General features: G+C 62.0%; 20 protein-coding genes and 1 pseudogene. 9 read left to right on the top strand and 12 right to left on the bottom strand.

Going from position 1 to position 22,735, the window contains the following annotated elements:
- Positions 1-106: 106 nt before the first annotated feature.
- Complete coding sequence (locus tag ACOTXF_RS22555) at positions 107-268, bottom strand: DUF1127 domain-containing protein (protein ID WP_022650337.1); 162 nt, start codon at positions 266-268, stop codon at positions 107-109.
- 176 nt (positions 269-444) lie between these two features.
- Here ACOTXF_RS22555 and ACOTXF_RS22550 point away from each other — a divergent pair, with 176 nt between their 5' ends.
- Positions 445-1,860 carry a PLP-dependent aminotransferase family protein gene (locus tag ACOTXF_RS22550; RefSeq protein ID WP_023293369.1) on the top strand — a complete coding sequence of 472 codons (1,416 nt, stop codon included), beginning with the start codon at positions 445-447 and terminating at the stop codon, positions 1,858-1,860.
- Between the two features lie 90 nt (positions 1,861-1,950).
- Here the strand turns inward: ACOTXF_RS22550 and ACOTXF_RS22545 are convergent, their stop codons facing one another.
- Positions 1,951-3,072 (bottom strand): cupin domain-containing protein, encoded by a 1,122-nt coding sequence (locus ACOTXF_RS22545; protein ID WP_008501341.1) that lies wholly within the window; start codon positions 3,070-3,072, stop codon positions 1,951-1,953.
- 136 nt (positions 3,073-3,208) lie between these two features.
- Positions 3,209-3,817: pseudogene (locus ACOTXF_RS22540) on the bottom strand (ATP-dependent Clp protease proteolytic subunit); the annotation flags it as partial.
- Positions 3,818-3,899: 82 nt separating this feature from the next.
- Here ACOTXF_RS22540 and ACOTXF_RS22535 point away from each other — a divergent pair.
- A complete protein-coding gene (locus ACOTXF_RS22535; protein ID WP_232927286.1) occupies positions 3,900-4,286 on the top strand; it encodes a VOC family protein in 387 nt (128 codons plus the stop codon).
- Positions 4,287-4,465: 179 nt separating this feature from the next.
- Positions 4,466-5,083, top strand: coding sequence for a response regulator transcription factor (locus ACOTXF_RS22530; RefSeq protein WP_008501344.1), 618 nt, complete (start codon positions 4,466-4,468; stop codon positions 5,081-5,083).
- Between the two features lie 3 nt (positions 5,084-5,086).
- Here the strand turns inward: ACOTXF_RS22530 and ACOTXF_RS22525 are convergent, their stop codons facing one another.
- From ACOTXF_RS22525 to ACOTXF_RS22505, 5 genes are all read right to left on the bottom strand, one after another.
- Complete coding sequence (locus ACOTXF_RS22525) at positions 5,087-10,669, bottom strand: trifunctional serine/threonine-protein kinase/ATP-binding protein/sensor histidine kinase (RefSeq protein ID WP_048962983.1); 5,583 nt, start codon at positions 10,667-10,669, stop codon at positions 5,087-5,089.
- A 9-nt stretch (positions 10,670-10,678) separates the two neighbouring features.
- Positions 10,679-11,059, bottom strand: a complete 381-nt coding sequence (locus tag ACOTXF_RS22520; protein WP_008501346.1) for a response regulator transcription factor — start codon at positions 11,057-11,059, stop codon at positions 10,679-10,681.
- A gap of 20 nt (positions 11,060-11,079) precedes the next feature.
- Positions 11,080-11,343: a XapX domain-containing protein gene (locus ACOTXF_RS22515; protein ID WP_008501347.1), complete on the bottom strand. Its 264-nt coding sequence runs from the start codon at positions 11,341-11,343 to the stop codon at positions 11,080-11,082.
- The gene (locus ACOTXF_RS22510; RefSeq protein ID WP_048962984.1) at positions 11,340-11,561 is read right to left on the bottom strand and encodes a DUF1427 family protein; all 222 of its coding nucleotides are present in this window, start codon (positions 11,559-11,561) and stop codon (positions 11,340-11,342) included. Before ACOTXF_RS22510 ends, ACOTXF_RS22515 begins: the two co-directional genes overlap by 4 nt.
- Before the next feature lie 61 nt (positions 11,562-11,622).
- Positions 11,623-12,309 (bottom strand): hydrolase, encoded by a 687-nt coding sequence (locus ACOTXF_RS22505; RefSeq protein WP_008501349.1) that lies wholly within the window; start codon positions 12,307-12,309, stop codon positions 11,623-11,625.
- 218 nt (positions 12,310-12,527) lie between these two features.
- Here ACOTXF_RS22505 and ACOTXF_RS22500 point away from each other — a divergent pair, with 218 nt between their 5' ends.
- Genes ACOTXF_RS22500 through ACOTXF_RS22485 form a run of 4 tightly spaced genes read left to right on the top strand, consistent with a single transcriptional unit; the run spans position 12,528 to position 17,184 of the window.
- Entirely contained in the window at positions 12,528-14,309 is a 1,782-nt protein-coding gene (locus ACOTXF_RS22500; RefSeq protein WP_048962985.1) for an amidohydrolase, read from the top strand.
- A complete protein-coding gene (locus ACOTXF_RS22495) occupies positions 14,309-14,716 on the top strand; it encodes a DoxX family protein (protein WP_032649971.1) in 408 nt (135 codons plus the stop codon). The genes ACOTXF_RS22500 and ACOTXF_RS22495 overlap by 1 nt, the downstream gene beginning before the upstream one ends.
- The gene (locus tag ACOTXF_RS22490; protein ID WP_048962986.1) at positions 14,713-16,332 is read left to right on the top strand and encodes an MFS transporter; all 1,620 of its coding nucleotides are present in this window, start codon (positions 14,713-14,715) and stop codon (positions 16,330-16,332) included. Before ACOTXF_RS22495 ends, ACOTXF_RS22490 begins: the two co-directional genes overlap by 4 nt.
- Positions 16,333-16,362: 30 nt before the next feature.
- Positions 16,363-17,184 carry an alpha/beta fold hydrolase gene (locus ACOTXF_RS22485; RefSeq protein WP_045335555.1) on the top strand — a complete coding sequence of 274 codons (822 nt, stop codon included), beginning with the start codon at positions 16,363-16,365 and terminating at the stop codon, positions 17,182-17,184.
- Between the two features lie 41 nt (positions 17,185-17,225).
- Here ACOTXF_RS22485 and ACOTXF_RS22480 read toward each other — a convergent pair whose 3' ends face one another.
- Positions 17,226-18,620, bottom strand: a complete 1,395-nt coding sequence (locus ACOTXF_RS22480; protein ID WP_048962987.1) for an MFS transporter — start codon at positions 18,618-18,620, stop codon at positions 17,226-17,228.
- A gap of 50 nt (positions 18,621-18,670) precedes the next feature.
- Positions 18,671-19,759 carry a cellulase family glycosylhydrolase gene (locus tag ACOTXF_RS22475; RefSeq protein ID WP_048962988.1) on the bottom strand — a complete coding sequence of 363 codons (1,089 nt, stop codon included), beginning with the start codon at positions 19,757-19,759 and terminating at the stop codon, positions 18,671-18,673.
- Positions 19,760-19,944: 185 nt separating this feature from the next.
- On the opposite strand from ACOTXF_RS22475, the gene ACOTXF_RS22470 reads away from it, so the two are divergent.
- A complete protein-coding gene (locus ACOTXF_RS22470; RefSeq protein ID WP_048962989.1) occupies positions 19,945-20,952 on the top strand; it encodes a LacI family DNA-binding transcriptional regulator in 1,008 nt (335 codons plus the stop codon).
- Here ACOTXF_RS22470 and fosA read toward each other — a convergent pair.
- A complete protein-coding gene (gene fosA / locus ACOTXF_RS22465; RefSeq protein WP_047173263.1) occupies positions 20,938-21,363 on the bottom strand; it encodes a FosA/FosA2 family fosfomycin resistance glutathione transferase in 426 nt (141 codons plus the stop codon). The two genes, ACOTXF_RS22470 and fosA, sit on opposite strands and share 15 nt — an antisense overlap.
- 199 nt (positions 21,364-21,562) lie before the next feature.
- Between fosA and trpS the strand changes: the two genes are divergently transcribed.
- Positions 21,563-22,564, top strand: coding sequence for a tryptophan--tRNA ligase (gene trpS / locus ACOTXF_RS22460; RefSeq protein WP_048962990.1), 1,002 nt, complete (start codon positions 21,563-21,565; stop codon positions 22,562-22,564).
- Positions 22,565-22,636: 72 nt separating this feature from the next.
- Here the strand turns inward: trpS and ACOTXF_RS22455 are convergent.
- A partial coding sequence (locus ACOTXF_RS22455) for an IS1 family transposase (RefSeq protein ID WP_000641146.1) occupies positions 22,637-22,735 on the bottom strand: 99 nt, incomplete at its 5' end.

The following is a 22,735-nucleotide window of genomic DNA, read 5'->3' as shown; positions in this document are numbered from 1 at the left end:
ACCCAGAGTGTGGTGCGGATAGACTAAAAGTGTTACCTATGTTCCCGGTCTGATCTGTCACCTATGTATCCGGTCATACAGTAGCGCCACCGGGCGATGATACGGCTCACACATCATACCGCGACAACCCAACATCCTTGAGCTGCTCGTCGCTCATCTGGCTCAGGATGCGGCGGGTGCGGTTGATGCGATACCAGTTACGCAGCGTTTTTGCGATCCAGACAAACACAATAAACGGACGTTTTGAACGATTCTCGTAGAATTCCATGATGCTCTCCTCACTGTGTCAGTGGGGTTATCATCCCGGAAATCCACCCGTGCAATACAGATGCAAAAACAACTTTTGTTTAACATACAGATCCGCTAAAACAGTATCTGCATGGCAATTTTCGCAGCAATCTGTACTGGTTTTATAATCTGTATGGTGAAAACAGAGGATACAGCATGACGCGCTACCAACATCTGGCCAATCTTCTGGCTGAACGCATTGAGCAAGGGCTGTATCGCAGCGGCGAACGTCTGCCGTCGGTGCGCGCGCTGAGCCAGGAGCACGGCGTGAGCATCAGCACCATACAGCAGGCCTATCAGATCCTCGAGAACCTCCAGCTGATCACGCCTCAGCCGCGCTCCGGCTATTTTGTCTCGCCGCGCAAGGCCCAGCCGCCCGTCCCGGCGATGACGCGCCCGGTGCAGCGCCCGGTGGACGTTACCCAGTGGGATGAGGTGATGATGCTGCTGGACGCCCGCGCCGACAAAGAGATGATCTCCTTTGGCGGCGGTTCGCCGGACATTAACCAGCCGAGCCTGAAGCCCCTGTGGCGCGAGATGAGCCGCATCGCGCAGCATAACCCCGGCGAGATGCTGAGCTATGACGTGCTCGACGGGCGCCTGGAGCTGCGCGAGCAGATCGCCCGTCTGATGCTGGACGGCGGCTCCACCGTCTCGGCAAGCGACATTGTGATCACCAACGGCTGCCACGGCGCGCTGTCGATCGCCCTGCTGTCGGTGTGCAAACCGGGGGATATCGTGGCGGTGGAATCACCGTCGTTTCACGGCACGATGCAGATGCTGCGCGGGTTTGACATCAAGGCGATTGAAATTCCCACCGACTCTGAAACCGGGATCAGCATCGAAGCGCTAGAGCTGGCAATGGAGCAGTGGCCGATCAAGGCGGTGATCCTGGTGCCCAACTGCAATAACCCGCTCGGGTTTATCATGCCGGAGGCGCGGAAAAAGCAGGTGCTGGCCCTCGCCCAGCGGCACGATATCGTGATTGTCGAGGATGATATTTACGGCGAGCTGGCGGCGGAGTACCCGCGCCCGCGCACCATTCATTCCATGGATATCGACGGCCGCGTGATCCTCTGCAGCTCGTTTACCAAAACCGTGGCGCCGGGCCTGCGCGTCGGCTGGATTGTGCCGGGACGCTACTACGACCGGGTGATGCACATGAAATACGCCGCGGGCGGGTTTAACGTGCCGGGCACGCAGATGGCGGTGGCGGCGTTTATCCGCGACGGCCATTACCATCGCCACGTGCGGCGTATGCGCCAGATTTATCAGCAGAATATGGAAACCTACACCTGCTGGGTGCGGCAGTATTTTCCGGCAGAGATTTGCGTCACACGCCCGCAGGGCAGCTTCCTGCTGTGGGTTGAGCTGCCGGAGACGGTCGATATGGTGTGCGTCAGCAAGCAGCTGTGCCGGCTGAAAATCCAGGCCGCGGCCGGGTCGCTGTTTTCCGCCTCCGGGAAGTACCGCAACTGCCTGCGGATCAACGTGGCGCTGCCGCCAACGGAGAAACATCGCGAGGCGTTGAAGAAGATGGGTGAAGCGATTGTGATTGCGATGGAGGAGTAGTTTTTGCCGGGTGGCGGCTTCGCCTTACCCGGCCTACGTTCTTGCCGTTGTAGGCCCGGTAAGCGCAGCGCCACCGGGCAACAGGCTGCACTACTCGTCGAAGTACCAGTACCCCTGATTAATCAGCCCGGTGAGCTCCTCGACAAACGCCGGGTTTTTCAGCGCATCGCCCAGCTCGGCCTGGCCGAGTTCGGTGTAGCGGCACAGCGCATCCGCCGCCTTCGCGTCTACCGTCTCCAGCTGTTCGCTGTTGATGAAGAAGCTGCCGTTAACGTTCAGCACGCGCAGGCCGCTCAGGCGAGACAGCGTTTCGCCGCCCTGCAGCGCGTCCAGCACCTCTTCCGGCGCGTACGGCGGCTCGGCGGCGGCGATATCCAGCTCGTGGCGCGGCGTGGAGACAAAGCTGCCGAACCATTTTGTGAAATCATCGGGCTTGCCGATCATATCGATCATCATCTGACGAATGCGATCGAGCTCGTACTGCTCCACGCGGCCCGGGTGTTCGCGGCAGGTCAGATCCGGATCGCTGTAGTGCTCGCCGCCCAGATCGTTTTCCAGCGCGTAGTCGGCGAAGCTGCTGATCAGATCGCGGCCGTTCGGCCCGCGGAAGCCGACGGAGTAGTTGAGCGCCGTTTCATGGGTAAAGCCGTCGTGCGGGAATCCAGGCGGGATGTAGAGGATATCGCCCGGGGCCAGATCTTCGTCAATAATCGGCTCGAACGGATCCACATGCAGCAGCGCCGGATGCGGGCAGAACTGACGCATCGGCAGCTTGTCGCCCACGCGCCAGCGGCGGCTGCCCATCCCCTGAATGATAAACACGTCGTACTGATCGATATGCGGACCCACGCCGCCGCCCGGCACGGAGAAGGAGATCATCAGATCGTCCAGACGCCAGTCCGGAAGGACGCGGAACGGACGCACCAGCTCCGCGGCGGGCATATGCCAGTGGTTCACCGCCTGCGCCAGCAGCGACCAGCCGGTTTCGCCCAGATCGTCGAAGTGCTCAAACGGGCCATTGCTGGCCTGCCATTTACCGTTGAAATGACTCACCAGACGGCTATCGACCTCCGGCTCCATCGCCAGCCCTGCCAGCTCGTCCGGGGTAATCGGATCGACAAAATTCGGGAAGGCATTTTTCAGCACAACGGGTTGTTTTTGCCAGTATTTCTCAAGAAATTCCGGCCAGTTCAGGTTCAGTTGATACGCCATGGGTAGCACCAGTGAGAGGGGAAACAGGCGCGATTATAGGCAAGAAGGCAGAGGGGGAACTTGTCATGGGTCAAACGAGGACGTGTAGGTCGGGTAAGGCGTAGCCGCCACCCGACACGTACACGGCGGTAAAAACTTAGTCCAGCTTCAGCTCGTCATAATGGGTAATCAGTTTACCCACGATGCCGTAGTCCAGCGCTTCCGCCGGGGACATCCAGAAGTTGCGGTCGGTGTCTTTTTTCACTTTTTCCAGCGGCTGGCCGGTGGCGTCAGCGATCAGCTTGTTCACGCGATCCAGCATGCGGATGATCTCGCGCGCTTCGATCTCAATATCCGTCGCCTGGCCGCGCACGCCGCCCAGCGGCTGGTGGATCATAAAGCGGGTATTTGGCAGCGAGTAGCGGTGCTCTTTTTTGGCGGCCAGGAAGATGGTGATCCCGGCGCTCGCCACCCAGCCGGTGCCGATGACGTGCACTTCCGGGCGAATGAATTTGATGAAGTCGTGAATGGTGTCGCCCGCTTCCACATGGCCGCCCTGGCTGTTGATGTACAGCTTGATCGGATCGTTGCTGACGCTTTGCAGCAGGATCATCTGGGTGATCACTTTCTGCGCTAGCTCCTGGTTGATCTCACCGGAGATCACAATCGAACGGGACTCCAGCAGTTTTTGCTGCAGAGCGCCCGCGCCGTTTGACCCTTCCGCTTTATCCTTGTCGCTTTCTTTCAGTGTGTAGTGCATTGTCTTTTCCTCAGCTTGTCGCGCTCAAAACCAGAGTGTAGCCTGTTTTACCGGTGAAAGTCCTCACCGACACATCACGAGGGAACTTATGCATATTGCCCATGTTGCACTCTGGACCCGCAGCCTGAACGCCCAGGTTCAGTTCTGGGAAACGGTTTTTAATGGCCGCAGTAACGAACGCTACGTCAGTAAAAATCGTCCGGGGTTTGAATCACACTTTATTACGCTGGATGACGGTCCGACCATCGAGCTCATGACGCTGCCGGAGCTGCCCGACGCCCCGCTGCACCCGGAGTTTATCGGCTGGGCGCATATCGCCATCAACGTCGGCAGCAAGGCAAAAGTGGACAGCATGGCCGAGCGAGCCCTGGCCAACGGCACGCTGCTCAGCGCTCCGCGCCTGACCGGAGACGGCTTTTATGAGGCGGTGATCGCGGACCCGGACGGCAACCGCATTGAGCTTGTCGGTGCATAAAAACAGCGTTTCGTTCCTTCACCGCCCCCGCCCCGGCTCGCTATACTTCATACGGTTATCATATTGTTAAATGATAATGATAGTTAATGTGTTAAGATGAAAGGCAGCATAAACAGTCTCTTACGTCGCCGTAGTGACTGTTTGCATCCTCGACATGTCAATCAGCACCGGGGCGGTGAATGGAACACATTGTGTATGTGGTAGATGACGATGACGCCGTCAGACAGTCCGTGATCGGGCTGCTGGAATCGGCAGGCCTGAACGCCATCGGCTTTTCATCGGCAGAAGCGTTTCTGCAATACCGCTTTGAGGATCTGCCGTCGTGCGTGATCCTCGATATGCAAATGCCCGCCATTTCGGGTTTTGAGGTAGCAGACGCCCTCAAGGAAAGCGGGCGCGAAATCCCGATTATTTTCCTCACCGGCCACGGCACCATCCCGATGTCGGTGCGCGCCATCAAAGGTGGCGCGTACGAATTCCTCACCAAGCCCGTCGAATCTAACGCGCTGATAGACGCCATCGAATCCGCACTGCAGCTGGCGGAAAACAACGCCGAGCGCAATAAAGAGCACTACGCCCTGAAGCAGCGCCACATGTCCCTCACGCCGCGCGAGCACGAGGTGCTGACGCTGGCGATAAGCGGCATGCTGAACAAACAAATTGCCGCCGAGCTGGGCGTCAGTGAGATCACGGTGAAAGTGCATCGCCGCCGCGTAATGGAGAAAATGCAGGTGCGCTCCGTGGCAGAGCTGGTCAGGGCCGTTGAGCGCCTGACCAAAAGCCAGCCCGCGGAGTAACGTTTACGCTTCCTGCGCGGCCAGCGGCAGTGCGAAGGCAAATACCGTGCCGTGCGGCTCCCGGCGGCGCGCGCTCAGCTTCCCGCAGTGGCGCTCAATGATGCTGGCGCTGATGGTCAGCCCCATCCCCATTCCCTGCGGCTTGGTGGAATAGAACGAGTCAAAAATCTGCTCCAGCCGCTCGGGCTCAATGCCGCTGCCGGTGTCGGCGATCTCAACGATCACCTTCCCGTCCGCGTTGCTGGTGCTGAGGGTGATGGTGCTGGCACGCTCCTTCACCTCGGCCATCGCCTCAACCGCGTTCATCACCAGATTCAACAGCACCTGCTGGATCTGCACGCTATCGCCGGTGATAAAGCTGTCGCTGGCGTTCAACAGATAATCAACGCTTATGTGTCGCTGCTCCAGCTCGCTGCGCGAAAGCGTGATGATATGGTGGATCAGGGAGTGCATGTCGATGCGCGAGAAGGTGGGATCCTGCTTGCGCGTCAGGGACTGAATGCTGCGAATGATCTCCCCCGCCCGCGCGCCTTCGGCGGCGATCTCCTCCAGCCCTTCCCGCACTTTATCCAGCCGGGCCGGCTCGCGGCTGAGCCAGCGCAGGCTCGCTCCGGCGTTCGAGACGATCGACATCAGCGGCTGGTTGATCTCATGGGCGATGGAGGAGGTCAGCTGTCCGACGGTGGTGGCCCGGGACACCCGCGCCAGATCCGCCTGCGCCACCCGCATGGCATCCTCCGCGGCGCGCTGGCTGGTGATATCGGTGATGATGCCGTAATACTCGTTCACCTCGCTGCCCACGCCCACCGGATCGCCAATGCCGAGGATATAGCGCGTTGAGCCGTCGGGACGCTTAACGCGAAACTCCGCGCGCATCGAGAGCCCGTCGCGCACGCTTTGGGTAACAATGGCGTTGATGCGGGCGTAATCGTCCTCATGGACGAAGGTCAAAAACTCCGCCATGGAGATCGTCTTTTGCTGCTTGGGCAGGCCGAGAATGCGGGCGTACTCGTCCGAGACAAACATCAGATCCTGCTCCAGCTCCCAGCGCCAGCTGCCGGTGTGGCTGATCTGCTCGCCCAGCATCAGCGAGGTCTGGCTGGCGCGCAGCTCTTTCTCCACCCGGCGGCGCTGGATGTTCTCCGCCAGCAGCTCGGCATACAGCCGCGCCGTCTCCAGGGAGACCGCCGCCTGCGCGCCCAGCAGGCTGACCACGCGCGAGTGCTCGGCGGTAAACACTTCCGGCATCAGGCGGTTTTCCAGGTACAGCACGCCCACCAGCCGCGCCTGTTTGAACATCGGGACGCACATCACCGCCGCCCCCGAGGTCACCAGATAAGGATCCTGGCTGAAGGGGTGAAACTCCTCCGGCCTGCCGGTGCGGATCTCCTGCCCGGTGCGGATCACCGCCGCGAGCACCGACAGCGGCAGGTCGGTCGCCGTCGGCACGTCTTTCAGGATCCGCACCCGCACGCCGTCGGTGCTGGTCCAGGCGCTGGCCTCGATCTCCGGAATCAGGCTATCGCTCACGCGAAGCAGCAGGCCGCGCTGCGCCCCGGCGCGTTCGAGGAGGATCGTCATCAGGTTTTCGATTAAGCGCTCAAGGTTGATCTCTTCCGACAGCGCGCGGGAGGCTTTGATGACGCTCTGCAGATCGCGGATGGTCTCGTTCTGGGCGAACGCTACCGTGTCATAGGCGCTCGCCTGCCCGGAGGCCAGCAGGTGCGGGAAATCCTGCTCCAGCTGGCGCACTTTGGCCTGCGCGCCCGCCCGGCCCCAGGCGGCAATGGCGCCGCGGAAGTGTGCGTCCGAGGCGGTTGGATAGCCGCAGGCCAGCGCAAAGCGCCCTGCCAGCTCGTGGGCCAGAGCGTTAATCGGATTAAACCCGCCCTCGCGGGAGAGCCGGACCGCCTTCTCGTACTGCTCAAGCGCGATGCTGTTCATTCCGTCCAGACGCACGATTTCGGCGTAGATCAGCGCCTCTTTATCCGCGAAGGTGCCGGGATTAATGCGCGCCCAGAGGGCGATTTTGTCGTAGTGGGCGTGAATGCTGCGGCGGTGGTTCGCCGAGAAGGTCTCCGGCGTCAGCTGACGCGAAAGCGCCAGCGCGCTGTAGAGATGGTAATCCAGCAGATGGATGTGCCCCGGCGCGGACCACGCGTACCACCCCGCCATCTCCAGATCCGCCTGCGCGTCGGCGTACTCGCCGCAGGTAAAGTGCGCCATGCCGCGATAGAGCCAGTACCAGAACAGCATGGTGGAGGTCTGCTCCGGGGCCTGCTCCGGCGACGCGGGAAGCAGCGCCTCGGGCAAGACCTGCGACGCGGTCCAGGTGCCGATGACCGGCGTGCGCAGGAACTCAACGTAGCCGCGCTGCACCATCAAAATGCTTTCCACGTCCTGGAAGTGGGTTTTACGCACGAACGCCAGGCCGCGATCGATGCTGGTCAGCACCCCGTCCAGGTGATCGCCCCGCGAGAGGAAGTTAATCACCTGGTGGCAGGCCGCAAAGCAGGCCATCGTCATATCCCCGTGGGTGACCGCCGCGCTGAAGCAGGCTTTCGCGCACTCGATGGTGAACGACAAAGGCTGGGTCCAGACGCTGAGCTGGTCGAGCGGCAGCAGGGTCTTGGCTTCAAAGGCATCGTAGCCGTGGCGGGTCACCAGCTCGCGGGCCAGCGTGCCGTACTGAAACCCGAGGCGATACTCGGCGTAGCGGTGACCCATCAGCACGCCAAACCAGGCCATCGCCGTGGTGGAGGCGCCGGTGATGCCGTGATCGAGGGTCAGGTGCATCATGCGGCAGAGCAGTAAAAAGTGCAGGCGCGGGCAGATGAAGCTGGCGCAAATGCTGGCGCTGTAGAGCAGGTTCATCACCGCTTCCGTTTCCGGGTTCTCCATCCGCGAGAGCGGGGCAAAGAGATGTTGCGGCGCGTCATTTGCGCGGTTGCAAAAGCGTTCCCAGGCCTCGTCGCAGTCGGCATCTTCCGGATAGCGGCCAATCTGGATGCCAAACACCCCCAGCCAGCAGAGCGCCGCCTCCAGCGCCAGACGGCTGTCCGACTGGCGAATGTAGACTTCCACCAGCAGGTTGGCCGCCAGCGCTTTTTCGGTCAGCCCGCCGGGGCAGCCGAGGATGGCGTCACACAGCTCGCGGGTCCGCTCCAGGTGCCCCAGCGCAAACTCGCAGCCCGCCTCTTCGATATCGAGCATAAAGTCCGACACCGTCCCGGCGTTGCCCAGCGCTCTGGCGGTCTGGATATAGCTCAGCGCCGAAAGATAATCTCCCGAACGCTTCGCGCGTCGCGCGGCCAGCAGGCTCAGCTCGCGGAACCGCTGGCGCTGCGGGGCGGGCTGGATGCTGTCCAGTGCGGCCGTGACGTGATGTACAGCGCGGAACAGCAGCTCATTCCCCGCCGCCTGGCGCGCGGCGTCGGCCAGCAGGCTGGCGGTGGTCAGGTGAAGATGGCTTTTCTCATGCCGATCCAGCAGCGCAAAGGCGGCCTCCTGCACCCGGTCGTGGGTGAAGGAGTACGCTTTCTCCGTCAGCACGATGAGCTGCGCCATCACCGCCGGGTGCAGCGCATAGCGCATTTCCGCCATCGACATGCCGACCACGCGGCACATCATCTCCATCTCGCCCGTGCCGCCGAGACAGGCGATGCTGCCCAGCAGGCGGCGCGTCTCGTCGGGCAGTTCTTCGAGCTGCTCCAGCACCAGGGTGACCACGTTTTCGGTGTAATGCCGGGCGCGGATCGCCTGCAGATCGTAATGCCACTTGTCCTGGTATTTGTTATGCACCACCAGCCCGTCGTCGACGATGCGGCGGAAAAATTCATGCACAAAAAGCGGGTTGCCGCCCGTCTTCTCGTGGATCAGGGTGGCAAGGTCGGTCGTCGCCGCGCTGCGGGTGCGAAACACCGTTGCCAGCCAGCGCGCCACGGCTTTAACCGAGAGGGCCTGCGGGACAATCTCGCTCGCGTGCTGTGCCGCCTCCGGCAGGCTCGCCAGCTGCTGTTGCAGCGTGGGGTCGGACAACGAGTCGATATCGCGGTGAGCGACAACCACCAGCAGCGGGATGGCGCCGCAGTTCACCAGCAGCGCGTTGAGCGTTTGCAGGCTGGCGGCGTCGCTCCACTGAAGATCGTCCAGCACCAGCACCAGCGGGCAGCCCTGCGAGGCAAAGGTTTTCACCAGCGCCAGCACCATATGGCTGAAGCGCGCCCGGGCATCAATTGAAAACGTATCCGCCGAGAAGCGCGGCTTGCTCTCAAGCAGCAGGCCCAGCTCGGGCACCAGGCTGACGGCCAGTTCTTCATAGCCTTCAAGGGCGCGCGAGAGGCGGATTTTCCACTTCGCCACCTCGTCTGCCGGCAGCCCCAGCAGGTGGAGCGTCAGGGTGCGGAACGCGGAGCTTAATACGCCGTAGGGCAGCGACGGTGAAAACTGATCGACTTTGCCCACCGCCAGCAGCACCGTGCGCTGCTGCAGCGTTTTAAGCGCCGTCGCAATGATCGAGGATTTGCCGATCCCCGACGGCCCGCCGATGGTCACCAGCTCCGGCACGCGGTTCTGCCCCACCCGCTCAAACGCGGCAATGACGTCGTTCGCCTGCGGATGGGTCGCGAACAGGGAGTCCGCCAGATGGATCGCCGGGGTGCGGTCCTGCTGGCCGGGGGTAAAGGCGACGATTTCGCCCTCGCAGGTCAGCGTCGCCTGGCAGCGGCGGAGGTCGGCAATCAGCCCGTCGACCGTCTGGTAGCGGTTATCGGGGTGCTTTTCCAGCAGCTTCAGGATGATGGTCGACAGCATCCCCGGCACGTCCGGGCGTATCGCGTCCGGGGCCAGCGGCGCCGAGGCGATGTGGTAATGCGCCCAGTTGGTCTGGTCGTCCTCTCCCAGCTCAAACGGCAGGCGGCCGGTCAGGAGTTCATACAGCACCATGCCGAGGCTGTAGAGATCGCTGCGGTTATCCACGGGACGCTGGGTGCGGGAGGTGTGTTCCGGCGACATCCACGCAGGCGTACCGCCTGAAACCGCAAGCCGGGTCTGGGAGAAAGCATCGGAGAGCGTGCAGGAGAGGCCAAAGCTGCCCAGACGGCAGGTGGCATCGTGCTGAACAAAAATGCTGCCGGGCTTGATATCGCCGTGGATCAGGTTTTGCAGATGCATCTGGCGCAGGGGGGCGCAGATCTGGATCGCCAGCTCGATAAAGCGCGCGATCCCCGAGATCGCCCTGCCCGCGCGCCGCGCCAGCAGCTCAAAGGAAAACGGGGCGTACACCAGCGCGAAGCGTCCCCGGTACTGGGTGGAGGCGACGGCGCGAATGGCCCAGCTGTCCTGCAGCGCGTCACGCAGCGCAAACTCGTTTTTCAGCAGCCGGGTGGCCCGCTCTTCCTCTTCGTCGCTGACCGCGGTGGCGATAATGAACGAGCCGCCGGAATGAGGATGTCGCGCATGCATCCAGGCAATTCCGCCCTCCTGCGCCAGCACGGTAAAAATCACATCCTCTTTAAGGACAAAAACCCGCCCCTGGTGAAGATTTCCCTGGGCGGGCCAGAATGCAGGCTGCTCGTTTTCGTTCATCCGCGTTCCTTATTGTCGGCGGGCCAGCTCCCGCTGGATATGATCCAGCAGAATATCGATGTTAATGGGCTTACGCAAAAAAGCAGCGGCGCCCAGACCGAGAGCGTACCGCTGCATATTTTCATCAGCATGACCGGAGATAAAGAGCACGGGCGGCGGCGGTACGGCCAGCAGCCGCAGCTTGTCAAACAGCTCAAGGCCGCTCATGCCCCGCAGCTTGATATCGGTGATCACCAGCGCCGCGCCGGACAGGGCGAGCGGATGGCTCAGAAATACCTCTGCCGAATCAAACGTATCGGTCGAATAGCCTTCCGACTCCAGGAGATTACTCAACCCGCTGCGGACGGAACGTTCGTCATCAATGATGGCAATGCGCCACGGCAGCGTCATGCTGTTATTCCTCTAACCAGTCATTTAACGTCGCGGGTATCCTTCGCGGGCGCAGGGGGCGCCGTGCCGCTGATTTTCGGTACGCATTCGTGACGAAACCAGGCGAGGGTGAGCGGTTCGCGACTCAGTAAACGCCGTCCCACCGGGATGAGCTGTTCACCCACCAGCATGCCAAACAGGCCAAGCAGGGCGACAACCGGCGGCGCCGGGGAATGGACGTCGAGCAGAGCGTAAATTACCCCAGCACCCACGCCGCACACCAGCGAAATTATCCACGCTTTCATGACGACCCTCCCGTCTGCGAACTGGCCTGCGGAACGATCGCCTGAGGCGGCGGCGCGCCGTCGCGGGATAAGAGATGGCGCGTCGCCTGTTCACCCGCCAGCATCCCCAGCAGGCCAATCAGCGCCAGCGCGGGCGGCGCGGGGGAGCGCACCTTCAGCACGGCATACATCAGGCCAATCAACACGCCTGCCGCAAGGGATATCAGCCCAGTACTCATTGTGAACTCCAGAGAAAGAGGCAGCGGCGAGCCGGATGAGGGACCAGCCCGCCGACGGGACTTAGCGAGCCGGAACCGGCGCTAAGGTGCGGTGCTCGCTCTTCTGGCGAGACGGCGCTTTGTGCACCATGGTGTAGGCGTAATCCACGCCCATGCCGTACGCGCCGGAGTGCTCGCGCACGATATCCATCACCGCGGTGTAGGTCTCTTTACGCGCCCAGTCGCGCTGCCACTCCAGCATCACCTGCTGCCAGGTCACCGGGATCACGCCCGCCTGGATCATGCGCTGCATCGCGTAGTCGTGGGCTTCTTTGGAGGTACCACCGGACGCGTCCGCCACCATATAAATTTCGTAGTCGCCTTCCAGCATGGCGCACAGGGCAAAGCTGTTGTTGCACACTTCGGTCCACAGACCGGCCACCACCACCTTCTTCTTGCCGTTGGCCTTCAGCGCGTCGCGCACCTTCTGGTCGTCCCAGGAGTTCATGGAGGTACGCTCCAGAATGTCCTGGCCCGGGAACACGTCCAGCAGCTCAGGATAGGTATTGCCGGAGAAGCTTTCGGTCTCAACGGTGGTGATGATGGTCGGGATGTTGAACACCTTAGCCGCTTTCGCCAGCGCCACGGTGTTGTTTTTCAGCACCTGACGGTCAATCGACTGCACGCCAAACGCCATCTGTGGCTGGTGATCGATAAAGATGATCTGACAGTTCGCAGGGGTTAACACTTCGAGCTTTGAAGAGGTCATAGCATTTTCCAGTGGTTAAGGGTAGAAATCGCCGCGAGCGCCGCGACGATAAAATCACCTTTATCCTGCGGTTTTCCGCCTCCGCGCGTAATTATCTCTTCGTATAGTTAACCTTAGGTATAGTTATACTTTGGTATACCTATCCTATTGTATAACTGGATCTTTGCCGAAACCGGTTCCCATAATCCTGACCATTCCCCTCTCAGTCAGGAGCAGTTATGGTTACCCTCGGTAAAGCCGATCTCATTCTGGTTAACGGCCAGTTTCACACCGTCGATCGCGAAAACCCCGTCGCGGAAGCCGTTGCCGTGCGCGACGGAAAATTTCTGGAAGTGGGTACCGTCGCCGAGGTGATGCAGCACCACGGCGACGGCACCAAAGTGGTCGATCTGAAAGGCCACACCGCCATCCCCGGCCTGCGGATGCTGAAAGAGCAGGCGCTGCGCACCCCGTCGCCGCAGTGGGTGCGCGTGGTGGGCGGCTGGACCGAGTTCCAGTTTGCCGAGCGCCGCATGCCGACCCTTGACGAAATTAACGACGCCGCGCCGGACACCCCGGTCTTCATCCTGCACCTGTACGACCGCGCCCTGCTCAACCGCGCCGCGCTGAAGGTGGTCGGCTACACCAAAGACACGCCAAACCCGCCGGGCGGGGAGATCCAGCGCGACGCCAACGGCAACCCGACCGGGATGCTGATTGCCCGTCCGAACGCCATGATCCTCTACGCCACGCTGGCCAAAGGGCCGAAGCTGCCGCTGGAGCAGCAAGTCAACTCCACGCGCCAGTTCATGCGCGAGCTCAACCGCCTGGGGCTGACCAGCGCCATCGACGCGGGCGGCGGCTTCCAGAACTACCCGGAAGATTACGAGGTGATTGCGGAGCTGCACGAGAAAAAGCAGATGACCATCCGCATCGCCTACAACCTCTTTACCCAGCGCCCGGGCCACGAGCTGGAAGACTTTGAAAAATGGACCGACATGCTCACGCCGGGCCAGGGCAGCGACTTCTTCCGCCACAACGGCGCGGGCGAGATGCTGGTCTTCTCCGCCGCCGATTTTGAAGATTTCCTCGAACCGCGCCCGGATCTCGCGCCGGGCATGGAGGACGAGCTGGAGCGCGTGGTACGCCATCTGGTGGAGCACCGCTGGCCGTTCCGCCTGCACGCCACCTATAACGAATCCATCAGCCGCATGCTGGACGTCTTCGAGAAGGTGAACCGCGACATTCCGTTCAACGGCCTGCACTGGTTCTTCGACCACGCGGAAACCGTGTCACAGGCCAACATCGACCGCATCAAAGCGCTCGGCGGCGGCATTGCCGTGCAGCACCGCATGGCCTTCCAGGGCGAGTACTTTGCCGAGCGTTACGGCATCGAAGCCACCCGCCATACGCCGCCGGTGGCGAAAATGCTCGAGACCGGCGTGCCGGTGGGCCTGGGAACGGACGCCACCCGCGTGGCGAGCTACAACCCGTGGACCGCGCTCTACTGGCTGGTCTCCGGCCGCACCGTCGGCGGGATGCAGATGTACGATCACAGCGCCCGTCTGGACCGCGATACCGCCCTGATGCTCTGGACCCAGGGCAGCGCGTGGTTCTCCAGCGAGCAGAACCAGAAGGGGCAGATTAAAGTCGGCCAGCTCGCCGACCTGGCGGTGCTGAGCAAAGACTACTTCCGCGTGCCGGAAGAGGAGATCAAGGGCATCGAGTCCGTTCTCACGGTGGTCAACGGCGACATCGTCTACGCCGCGGGCAGCTTTGGCCCGCTCGCGCCGCCGGCCATCCCGGTTCTGCCCGAGTGGTCTCCGGTGGTGAAGGTGCCGGGCCACTACCGCAGCGCGCCGCCGCAGGCCGCACGCGTCGGCATGAGCCCTATCCACCACTGCAGCGGCCCGTGCGGAGTTCACAGCCACCAGCACGATTTCGCCCGCACGTCAGCGATGCCGGTGTCCGACGATAACGCTTTCTGGGGGGCGCTGGGCTGCAGCTGCTTTGCATTCTGATGAAAAACACCACTATGCCGCCCCGGATCGACCTGGGGCTGTTCTTCCTGCGCCTGACCGGCAGCCTGCTGCTGCTCTACGTGCACGGCCTGCCGAAGGTGCTGCACTTTAGCGAAGAGCTGACGCGCATTGAAGATCCGTTCGGCTTCGGGCCTTACGCGAGCCTGATCCCGGCGATTGTCGCCGAGGTGATCTGCCCGCTGTTGATCATTGCGGGCGTCTACACCCGCCTGGCGTGCCTGCCGATTATCGCCGTGCTGCTGGTGGCGATGCTGGCGGTCCACCCGAACTGGTCGATTGCCGAAGGGCAGTTTGGCTGGCTGCTGCTGATTATCTTCACCACTCTCGCCCTCACCGGGCCGGGCCAGTGGCGGCTGCAGCGTAAGGCAACGGAGAGGTTCGCATGACCCAGGTTAACGACGTTCGCGACGCACACGTCGAGACGACGCCCGCACCGACGGTTTCACCCTGGCAGCCGCTGAGCCAGCCGGTGTTCCGCATGCTGTGGATCGCCACGGTGGTCTCTAACGTCGGCTCATGGATGAGCGACGTCGGCATCAACTGGAGCATGCTGACCCTGAGCGCCGACCCGCTGGATATCGCGCTGGTGCAGGCGGCCAGCAGCCTGCCGATGTTCCTCTTCGCCCTGCCGTCCGGGGTGATGGCGGACATCGTTGACCGGCGTAAATACCTGCTCTTCTCCCAGCTGTGGGTGTTCATCGCCGCCGCCGGGCTGACGGTGCTCTCCTTCACCGGACACGTCACCCCCACCGTGCTGCTGGTGGCGACGTTTCTGCTGAGCGTGGGGGCGGCGATGAGCTCGCCGCCGTTCCAGGCCGTGGTGCCCGATCTGGTGAGCAAGCCGGAGCTGGGCGCCGCCGTGGCGCTGAACTCGCTCGGGGTGAACATCAGCCGGGCGATTGGCCCCGCGCTGGGCGGTTTCCTGCTGTCGCTCGCCGGGCCGTGGATGGTGTTTGCCCTGAATGCGCTGTCCGTGGTGGGCGTGGCGTGGGTACTGTGGCGCTGGCGTCCGGCCCCGTCCATTCAGCGTCTGCCGCCGGAGCACTTCTTCTCTGCGGTGCGCACCGGCATCCGCTACGTGCACGCCGCCCCGGTGCTGCGCAACGTGCTGGTGCGTACCGTGGCCTTCTTCGTTTTCGGCAGCGCGGGCTGGGCACTGCTGCCGCTGGTGGCGCGCCGCGAGCTGGGCCTGGGCCCAGCGGGCTACGGCGTGATGCTGGCGTGCATTGGACTGGGCGCCATTGCCGGGGCCATCCTGCTGCCGCGCCTGCGCCAGCGGCTGAACGCTGACCGCCTGATGGTGGCCGCGAGCCTGGTCTTTTCCCTCACCATGCTGGCGCTGGCGTTTGTGCGCCACGTCTGGCTGCTCAACCTGTTTGAGTTCTTCACCGGCTTCGCGTGGATTGCGGTGCTCTCGACGCTGAACCTCGGCGCCCAGCGCAGCGCAGCCCGCTGGGTGAAGGCCCGCGCGCTGGCGGTCTACCTGACGGTGTTCTTCGGCTCGATGACCACGGGCAGCGCCATCTGGGGGCAGATTGCCTCCCGGTTCGGCACCCCGACCGCGCTGGTTGTCGCCACGCTGGGGATGGTGCTGGCAAGCGCCACCGTATTCCGCTGGAAGCTGGAGAAAGACCCGGAATTAAACCTCGACCTGAGCGGTCAGCCGCTGGACGGCGTGGAGATCGACCTGCCGAACGAGCGTGGCCCGGTGCTGGTCTCACACGAGTACATCATCGACCCACACAACGCGAAGGCCTTCCTGGAGGCAGTACACGAGCTGCGCCGGGTGCGACGCCGCGCCGGGGCGATGAGCTGGGCGGTATACGAAGATATTGAGCGCCCCGGCCTGTTTATCGAGACCTTCCTGATGGGCTCCTGGATTGAGCATCTGCGCCAGCAGGAGCGCCACACCATGAATGACCTCCTGCTGCAGAGCCGCGTTCTGGCTTTTCATCAGGGCACAACATCACCGGCCATTCGCTATCTGGTCGCGCCGGTATAACCCTAACCATCACCTGTACAGGAACACACTATGGCAACGTTTAAGGCAAAAGACGGCACGCAGATTTACTACAAAGACTGCGGCGCGGGCAAACCGGTTCTCTTCAGCCACGGCTGGCCGCTGGACGGCGACATGTGGGACAGCCAGCTGAACTACCTGGCGGAGCGCGGCTTCCGCACCATCGCCTTTGACCGTCGCGGCTTTGGCCGCTCGGATCAGCCGTGGAACGGCTACGATTACGACACCTTTGCATCCGACATCAACGACCTGATTACCACTCTGGATCTGCAGGACGTGACGCTGGTGGGCTTCTCCATGGGCGGCGGCGACGTGACCCGCTACATCAACAACTACGGCAGCGCGCGCGTCGCCGGTCTGGCGCTGCTGGGCGCGGTGACGCCAATCTTCGGCAAATCCGACTCCTTCCCGCAGGGCGTGGATCAGAGCGTGTTCGACGGCATTCGCGACGGGCTGCGCAAAGATCGCGCCCAGTTCATCAGCGACTTCGCCACCCCGTTCTACGGCATCAACGCCGGGCAGACCGTTTCCGCCGGTGCCCTGACCCAGACGCTGAACATCGCCCTGCTGGCGTCCCTGAAGGGCACCATCGACTGCGTGACCGCGTTCGGCGAAACCGACTTCCGCCCGGATATGGCGAAAATCGACGTGCCGACGCTGGTTATTCACGGCAGTAACGACCAGATCGTGCCGTTTGAAAGCACCGGCAAGCTGGCGGCAGAGATGATCAAAAACGCCACGCTGAAGGTGTACGACAACGCGCCGCACGGCTTCGCGCTGACCCACCAGGACCAGCTCAACGAAGATCTGCTGGCGTTTGTGAAGTCGCTTTAACTCTTTAAATGCGAAGCCTGATGGCGCTTCGCTTATCAGGCCTACAAGGGCTGGTCCTGTAGGCCGGGTAAGGCGCAGCCGCCACCCGGCGCTTTCGCAGACGCGTTCCGCTCCGCCAGCAGCCGACAAATCTCCGCATGCTTCTCCTCGGTAAAGGTAAAGCGCGACATAAAGCCCATGCGGATCAGCGACCCTATTGCCGGCAGCAGACAAATCCCGAAGAACAGCCCCGACAGCACGCTCTCACTCTGAATTTGCGCCTGCGGCACGTAGCCGATCATCGTCAGAAACACGCCGATTAACCCGCCGCCCACTGCCACCGACATCTTGCCGGTAAAGGTCTGCCCGGAGAAGGTGATCGCCGCGCAGCGCTTGTGGGTGTGGTACTCCGCGTACTCGATGGTGTCGGCAATCATCGACGAGGTGAGGATGTTGGTCATCATCACGAACAGCGTGCTCAGGCCGAGGAGAATAAACAGCATCGTCACCTGCTGATAGCCGACAAACCACATCACCACGCGCACTGCCACGTCCAGCCCGCAGAGGATCATAAACAGCTTCCGCTTCTGCATCCGGCGCGTCAGCATCGGCGCGACCAGGCACAGCACCGCCGCGACTATCCCCATCACGCCAATCGCCATCTGCAGGCTGCCGTCGCCCAGATTGTTGATAAAGAAGTAGATGTACAGCCCGCCCGCCACGTTGTGGAACACACAGAAAAAGAACGACAGCAGGACGATAAACAGCGGCTTGTTCTGGCGCAGGTTGTGGAAGGTGTCGCGGATGGTCACCTTTTCCGGACTCGGCGGCACGCGCTCTTTGATCTGCATAAAGCCGTTGAGCATCAGCGGCAGGCCCACCAGCATCATCACCAGCGCCGCCATAAAGTAGCCTTTATCGTTGCTGTACTGGGCGAAGAACGCCGCCAGCTTCGGGAAGAAGATGTTGGCGCAGGCAATGCCCGCGTTCACCCCGAGCATCGCCGCCGTCACCGCGCGGGTGCGCTGCCCGGAGTCGTTGGTCATCACCGACGACATCGACCAGAACGGGATATCGGAGATGGCGTACAGCGTCCCCCACAGGATGTAGGTCACCCCGGCGTAGAGGATTTTGGTGGTCATGTCCGCTTCGATTTTATAGAACGACAGCAGCGTGACGCCGGTGATCAGCAGCGGCGCGATCAGCAAAAAGTGGCGAAACTTGCCGAACCGGCTGTTAATGGTGTCCATAATGCTGGCAAACAGCGGATCGTGAACCGCGTCCCACGCGCGGGCAATCAGGAAGATGGTACTGGCCGCCAGCGCCGAGATCCCCAGCACGTCGGTGTAAAAATAGTTAATAAACGAACCCACTAAACCAAAGCTAAAACACTGACCTAAACCATAGCCAAAATAAGACCACAGCTCGCGAGACGGTATTTTCATTGTCATTGCCATTGATATATGCCTGCCTGGTTGCCCGGCGGTCGGCCGCCGGGTCGATATTATTAACCCTGAACTTTCGGGGCGATCTTGCGCAGCTGCTGCATTAATGCGATTTCACGGCGCGAGAACGGAATGCCGTTCTCCTCAAATACGTCGTGGAACCACAGGCGGCAGTAGTCCGTGGACTCCTTCATCACCACCGGCCACGGCAGCCACGTCTGGGTTTTGCCGCGCACCAGCCCCCACTGGTACGGCGCGACCTTCGCCGCGTACATCAGTGGAAGCTGCTCTTCGATGGTGCTGCCCACGTGACGCGCCAGCCATTCGGTGCAGAACAGCGGCCGACCGAGCTGTTGCAGCTGCTGGATAATCGCCGTCATCCGCCCGGTGTGGGTGTAGGCGTGGAAGCTCACCACGTCCGAGAGCGCCAGCGCGGTCTGGTCCAGCGGGTGCTGGAAGAACGTCTCGCCCTCCTCTTCCTGCGGCAGACGCCACGCGCAGACGGTGAGCGGCTGGGTTGGGTCTTCTTCACGCACCCACTGGAACGCCAGCTTCATCAACTCGTGCGCGCAGGTCTCCAGCTTCGCGTCGTACTGCACCTCCTGCGTGCCCGTCGCGAAAATACCGCGGTTGCCCGGCTCGTTGTAGAGATCCCACAACAGCACGCGCCTGTCGTCGCGGAACTGGCGCACAACGTCGCGGATGTAGCGCTCAATGTCTGCCCAGCAGTCGGGATCGCACACCTTGTCGCGCCCCGGGCTCGCCGCCGCCTGGCTGTTGTGCTTGCCCGGCACCGGCGGCTTTTGCGGGCCGAGGTACGGCTCGTCGCCGGAGAAACCGCAGTCGTCCATCAGGGTCAGCATGGTGCTGAACCCGTGGCCGTCAGCAATCGTCAAAAAGCGGTCGATGCGCGCCATCAGCCCGTCGCGGTCGTGCTCCCAGACGATAAACGGCAGGTTGATGCGCAGGGTGTTGTAGCCCGCCTCCGCCGCCCAGCCCAGCTCGCGCTCGATGGTGGCGGCATCGAAGGTCTCTGCCTGCCAGATATCGGTCCAGTTCACCGCCGTCGACGGCAGGTAGTTAAACCCGCACAGCCAGCCTTTTTGTTGATACCACGCCTGTGCCTGCTCCCTGCTCCACTGCTCTTTCATTACGCGTCCTCTTACTGATAATATTTAGCTAATAAATATTAGCTGCGGGATAAATGCGCAAATCACGGCGTTGAGAAAAGCGATGCCCCTCACAAAGTTCACGCTTCGATGAATGAGAAACGTGATCGACGGCGCTAAAGCGTGCGGTTAGGGTATGATGCGAATTCGCGAAAGGGAGAGGACGGATGAAGCGAAAAACGAAAGTGACGATGAACGATATTGCGCGGGCGGCGGGCGTGTCGCAGGCGACGGTATCGCTGGTGCTCAACCAGTCCCGCAACATCAAGCTCAGCGACGACACCCGCCAGCGGGTGATTAACGTGGCCACCGAGCTCGGCTACGACCGCCTCCCCGCCGTTCACGCTCCGCGCAACCAGGAAGAGATCGCCCTGCTGGTGAGCTCCATGCAGAGCTTCGACCCGTTTATCGACGCCATCAGCCAGGCGCGGGAGGCCGCGTGGCGCAATGAGACGTTGCTCACCGTCTACGACTACGGCGACGACATCGAGCTGGCGCTGAACATCATCCGCCAGCTGGAGAAGCGCAACTGCATCGGGATTGTCCTCGCCTCACCGGTCACCACGCTGGTGGACATGACGGCGTTTCAGGACTGCACCCGCATCCCGCTGGTGCTGCTCAACCAGCGCGACCCCGGCTCGCCGCTGCTGCCGTCGTTTATCCCGGACGACTACGCCAACGCCTTCCAGGTGACGAAACACCTCATCGCCTGCGGGGCCACACGCATCGCCCACATTACCGGCGAGAGCTGGATGGAGGCATCCCGCCAGCGTCTGGCGGGCTACCAGGCCGCGCTGCAACAGGCTGGACTCGCGTGCGACGATAATCTGGTGCGCCAGACCAACTGGCAGTTCAGCGAGTCCTTTACCGCCACGACTTCTCTGCTGGAGCTGACCGAGCGCCCGGACGCCATCTTCTGCGCCAGCGACTGGCTGGCGATTGGCTGCTATCAGGCGCTGGCGGTGAACGGCGTGCGCATCCCGCAGGATATGCTGCTGGCGGGCTACGACGACCAGAAGATCTCTGAGCAGCTCACCCCGCCGCTGACCAGTATCCAGCTGCCCTACAGCGAGCTGGGACGGCTGGCGGTGGAGTATCTGTGTAATCAGGAAGATGCCGCCACGCACGTGACGCTGGCGGGCAGGCTGAAGGTACGCGCCTCAAGCCTCGTCTGAGGTAAACACCATACCCGCGTAGGGCTTCTCGCGACACGCCGCCAGCCGCGCGGCGAGGCTGCCCACGTGCAGCTCCAGCTTGTGGCCGTCCGGGTCGAGAAAATAGAACGACGCCCCCTCGCTTTTGTTCTGCTTCCAGACGGTGACGCCCGCCTGCTCCAGCCTGTGCGAGAACGGTTCAAAATCCGCTTCCGCCACGGTAAACGCGTAATGGGTGTAGTCGCTCTCCTGCGGCGGCACGTACTGGCGCGCCTCGTCGTACGACAGGCAGACCCACAGATCGCCGCAGGTGAGATAGGCCCCGGTATTCCAGCGGGCGTGCAGGGTCAGCCCCAGCAGCTCGTGCCAGAAGGTGACGCTTTTTTGCAGGTCGCTGACCGCGAGGGTCAGGTGGTTAAGTGATTGCAGCATGACGTGCCCTTTTGTTTTTCGCGCCGGACGTGGTACGGTAAAAGCATGAAAATAAATCACGCCGTGCTCACCGTAAACCGCTGGTGGCTGCCTTCTTAAAGGCGGCACGGAGTAGTTTTCCCCATTTTCAGATAGCCGCCGAAAGGCGGCTTTCACATTTCTAAGACCCCTTTCGGCAACTGCCCATTAAGGAGTCTTTATGAACACGCAAACCATCCTCACCGGCGACCGCCCAACCGGCCCGCTGCACCTCGGCCACTTCGTCGGATCGCTGCGCCAGCGCGTGGCGCTGCAGCAGACGCACAACCAGTTTGTGCTGATTGCCGACCTGCAGGGGCTGACCGACAACGGCAGCAACCCGCAGAAGATCCGCGACAACATTCCCGAAGTGCTGGCCGACTACCTCGCCGCCGGCATCGACCCGAACCTGACCACGATCTGCCTGCAGTCCGCCCTGCCCGCCCTCGCCGAGCTGACGATGCTGTATATGAACATCGTCACCGTCGCCCGCGTGGAGCGTAACCCGACGGTGAAAAACGAGATTGCGCAGAAGGGTTTCGCCCGCTCGCTGCCGGTCGGGTTTATGGCCTACCCCATCAGCCAGGCGGCGGACATCACCGCGTTTAAGGCCGAGTGCGTGCCCGTCGGCGACGACCAGCTGCCGATGATTGAGCAGACCAACGAGATTGTGCACAAGATGAACAGCCTGCTGCCCGCCCCGTTGCTGCGCCACTGCAAGGCGATGCTGAGCGACACCAGCCGCCTGCCCGGCATCGACGGCAGCGCCAAGATGTCGAAATCGCTGGGCAACACGCTGCACCTTTCGGCCAGCGAAGAGACCATTCACCGTGCGGTGAGCGCCATGTACACCGACCCGAACCACCTGAAGGTGAGCGACCCGGGGCAGATTGAGGGGAACGTGGTGTTTACGTATCTCGACGCGTTTCACCCGGACAAGGACAAAGTGGCGGCGATGAAGGCGCACTATCAGGCGGGTGGGCTGGGCGACCGGGTTTGTAAGAACGAGCTGGAGGCGTGTTTGCAGGAGCTGATTGCGCCGATGCGGGAGCGGAGGGCGATGTATATGCAGGATAAGGGGGAACTGATGGCGATGCTGAAGCGCGGGACCGAACGGGCGCAGGGGGTGACGCAGGAGACGTTGAGGGAGGTGAAGGTGGGGTTGGGGGTGCCGGTGTTTTGATTAGGTGAGTTGATTGAGGTTGGGCGGTGGAGTGCGTGGCATTGGCATGAAGCCGCTGGTAATGACTCCAACTTATTGATAGTGTTTTATGTTCAGATAATGCCCGATGACTTTGTCATGCAGCTCCACCGATTTTGAGAACGACAGTGACTTCCTGCCCAGCCTTGCCAG

Origin of the sequence: Enterobacter cloacae complex sp. IR53041 (assembly GCF_049238285.1) — a bacterium.
Taxonomy (GTDB): domain Bacteria; phylum Pseudomonadota; class Gammaproteobacteria; order Enterobacterales; family Enterobacteriaceae; genus Enterobacter; species Enterobacter roggenkampii.
This window is presented reverse-complemented; position numbering and strand designations above follow the sequence as displayed.